The 3,601-nt window shown below is 73.6% G+C and carries 2 protein-coding genes; both read left to right on the top strand.

Annotation, left to right across the window (positions count from 1 at the left end; all coding sequences use genetic code 11):
* The first annotated feature begins 303 nt into the window (after positions 1 to 303).
* The gene (gene araB, locus AB0E83_RS35220) at positions 304 to 2,010 is read left to right on the top strand and encodes a ribulokinase (RefSeq protein WP_362120866.1); all 1,707 of its coding nucleotides are present in this window, start codon (positions 304 to 306) and stop codon (positions 2,008 to 2,010) included.
* A 46-nt stretch (positions 2,011 to 2,056) separates the two neighbouring features.
* A complete protein-coding gene (araA, locus tag AB0E83_RS35215) occupies positions 2,057 to 3,565 on the top strand; it encodes an L-arabinose isomerase (RefSeq protein WP_362120864.1) in 1,509 nt (502 codons plus the stop codon).
* The last annotated feature ends 36 nt before the right edge of the window (positions 3,566 to 3,601 follow it).

Below are 3,601 nucleotides of genomic sequence, written 5' to 3'. Positions count from 1 at the left end.
CGGCTCCGGCGGCTCCGGCGGCTCCGGCGGCTCCGGCGGCTCCGGCGGCTCCGGCGGCTCCGGCGGTACGGGTCCGCCCCGCGCCGGCCGCCCCGCGCCCCGCGCGCACCGTTCACCGCCCCCTCGCCGGCCCGGCCACGGCCCGAGGGGCCGCCCGGCATACGAGTGAGCGCTCACTTCAAAGACTCTTTTTCTCTCCAGAACTTCGACAGAAGAGCGCCCAGCTCTTGTTCAACTCAATTGTGAGCGTTAACAATCTGAGTGCTCCCCCCGACGCCCGCTCCCGACGAGAGAGACCGCACCGTGACCCCACACGTTCCTTCCGGTCCCGCAGCCCGTCCTCACCCCGAGGCATGCACCATCGGAGTCGACTTCGGCACCCTCTCCGGGCGCGCCGTCGTGGTCAGGGTCCGGGACGGCGCCGAACTCGGTTCGTCGGTGCACGAGTACCGCCACGCCGTCATCGAGGACCGCCTTCCCTCCACCGGAGCCCCCCTGCCGCCCGACTGGGCCCTCCAGCACCCCGAGGACTGGCGCGACGTCCTGCGCACCGCCGTGCCCGCGGCGCTCGCCGACGCCGGAGTCGATCCGGCCCGGGTCATCGGCATCGCCACCGACTTCACCGCCTGCACGGTCCTGCCGACCACCCCGGACGGCACCCCGCTCGCCCTGACGCCCGAGTGGGCCGGCCGCCCGCACGCCTGGCCCAAACTGTGGAAGCACCACGCGGCCCAGGGACAGGCCGACCGCATCAACGCCCTCGCGCACGCCCGGGGCGAGAAGTGGATCGCCCGGTACGGCGGCAAGATCTCCGCCGAGTGGCAGTACGCGAAGGCCCTCCAGGTCCTGGAGGAGGACCCCGCCGTCTACGCCGCCTGCGCCCGCTGGATCGAGGCGGCCGACTGGATCGTCTGGCAGCTCACCGGCGCCGAGTCCCGCAACACCTGCACCGCCGGCTACAAGGGCATCCACCAGGACGGCGCCTACCCCTCCCCGGAGTACCTCGCCGCGCTCCACCCGGACTTCGCCGACTTCCCCGCCACGCGCCTGGAGCACCCGCTGTCGCCCCTGGGCTCCCGCGTCGGCGGACTGAGCGCCCGGGCCGCCCGCTGGACCGGCCTCCCCGAAGGCATCGCCGTCGCCGCCGGCAACGTCGACGCCCACGTGGCCGCGCCCGCGGCGGGCGCCGTCGAGAACGGGCGGATGCTCGCCATCATGGGCACCTCCACCTGCCACGTCCTCAACGGCGCCACCCTCGCCGAGGTCCCCGGCATCTGCGGGGTCGTCGACGGCGGCATCGTCGACGGCGCCTACGGCTACGAGGCCGGCCAGAGCGCGGTCGGCGACATCTTCGCCTGGTGGCTCCGGCAGGGCGTCCCGGACCACTACCGCGCCGAGGCCGGGGCGGCGGGCGAGGACCTCCACCAGCTCCTGACCCGCAAGGCCGCGGAGCAGCCGGTCGGCGCGCACGGCCTGGTCGCCCTGGACTGGATGAACGGCAACCGTTCCCCCCTGGTCGACCACCACCTCTCCGGCGTCATCGCCGGCCTCACCCTCGACACCCGGCCCGAGGACGTCTACCGGGCCCTGCTCGAATCCACCGCCTACGGCACCCGGCTCATCGTCGAGACCTTCGAGGACGGCGGGATCCCCGTCGAGGAGTTCATCGTCACCGGCGGCCTGAAGAAGAACGCGCTGCTCATGCAGATCTACGCCGACGTGCTCCGCCGCCCCGTCTCCCTCGCCACCTCCGAACAGGGGCCGGCGCTCGGCTCGGCCATCCACGCCGCCGTCGCCGCCGGTGCCCACCCCGACGTCCGCACCGCCTCCGCCGCCATGGGCGGCGTCCAGCGCCACGCGTACCTGCCCGACCCCGCCCGGGCGGACGCCTACGACGCGCTGTTCGGCGAGTACCGGGCCCTGCACGAGCACTTCGGCACCGGCGCGGACCTCCTCCTGCACCGCCTGCGACGCATCCGCAACGGCGCGCGCGCCGCCACCGCCGGCTGACCGACCCGACCTCCCCGCCCCCGCACCTCCGAGGAGCACACCCGACATGACGCTCGCCCAGCCCGACCGCGAGATCTGGTTCCTCACCGGAAGCCAGGCCCTCTACGGCGAGGACACCCTGGCCCAGGTCGCCGACCAGTCCCGCGCCATCCGCGACACCCTCGCCGACCAGCCCCGGCTGACCGTCCGCCTGGTGTGGAAGCCGGTCCTCACCGACGCGGCCGCCATCCGCGCGGTCTGCCTGGAGGCCAACGCCGACGACCGCTGCGTCGGCCTGATCGCCTGGATGCACACCTTCTCCCCGGCCAAGATGTGGATCGCCGGCCTCGACGCCCTGCGCAAGCCCCTGCTGCACCTGCACACCCAGGCCAACCGCGAACTGCCCTGGTCCACCATCGACATGGACTTCATGAACCTGAACCAGGCCGCCCACGGCGACCGCGAGTTCGGCTTCGTCCAGACCCGCCTCGGCGTCCCGCGCAAGACCGTCGCCGGCCACGTCTCCACCCCCGAGGTCGTCGACCGCGTCGCCGGGTGGGCCCGCGCCGCCGTCGGCCGCGCCGAACTCACCACCCTCAAGCTCGCCCGGTTCGGCGACAACATGCGCGACGTGGCCGTCACCGAGGGCGACAAGGTCGAGGCGCAGCTGCGGTTCGGCGTCTCGGTCAACACCTACGGCGTCAACGACCTCGTCGCCGCGGTCGACGCCGCCGACGAGGCCGCCGTCACCGCCCTCGTCAAGGAGTACCAGGACCTCTACGCCCTCGCCCCCGAGCTGCGGCCCGGCGGCGAGCGCCACGACTCGCTGCGCTACGCCGCCCGCATCGAGGCCGGTCTGCGCGCCTTCCTCACGGAAGGCGGGTTCCGCGCCTTCACCACCAACTTCGAGGACCTCGGCGGCCTGCGCCAGCTGCCCGGCCTCGCCGTGCAGCGCCTGATGGCGGACGGCTACGGCTTCGGCGGCGAAGGGGACTGGAAGACCTCCACCCTGCTGCGCACCCTGAAGGCGATGGCCCACGGCCTGCCCGGCGGCACCTCCTTCATGGAGGACTACACCTACGACCTGACGCCCGGTCAGGAGCTCATCCTCGGCGCCCACATGCTGGAGGTCTGCCCCTCGATCACGACGGCGAGGCCCAGCTGCGAGATCCATCCGCTCGGCATCGGCGGACGCGAGGACCCGGTCCGCCTCGTCTTCGACGCCGACCCCGGTCCGGCCGTCGTCGTCGGTCTCGCCGACATGGGCGACCGGTTCCGCCTCGTCGCCAACCGCATCGACGTCGTCGCCCCGCCCGAGCCGCTGCCCGAGCTCCCCGTCGCCCGCGCCGTCTGGCGGCCCCGCCCCGACCTGCGCACCTCCACCGAGGCGTGGCTGACGGCCGGAGCGCCCCACCACACGGTCCTGACCACCGCTCTCCTCGGCGAGGAGCTCGACGACCTCGCCGAGATGCTGCGGACCGAACTCGCCGTCATCGACGAGGACACCACCGTCCGTCGGTTCACGCGCGAGTTGCGCTGGAACCAGGCGTACCACCGACTGGCGCAGAGCCTGTGACCGCCCCCGCCGCCCCCATCAGGACGGAGTCCGCCG

The sequence above is a fragment of the Streptomyces sp. NPDC035033 genome, from assembly GCF_040636735.1.
Classification (GTDB): Bacteria; Actinomycetota; Actinomycetes; order Streptomycetales; family Streptomycetaceae; genus Streptomyces.
The sequence above is the reverse complement of the archived record's forward strand: the minus strand, read 5'-3'. Positions and strand labels throughout refer to the sequence as shown.

Excerpts from the sequence above, each read along its gene's own strand:
- araA (WP_362120864.1), top strand. The coding sequence starts at position 2,057 with ATGACGCTCGCCCAGCCCGACCGCGAGATCTGGTTCCTCACCGGAAGC.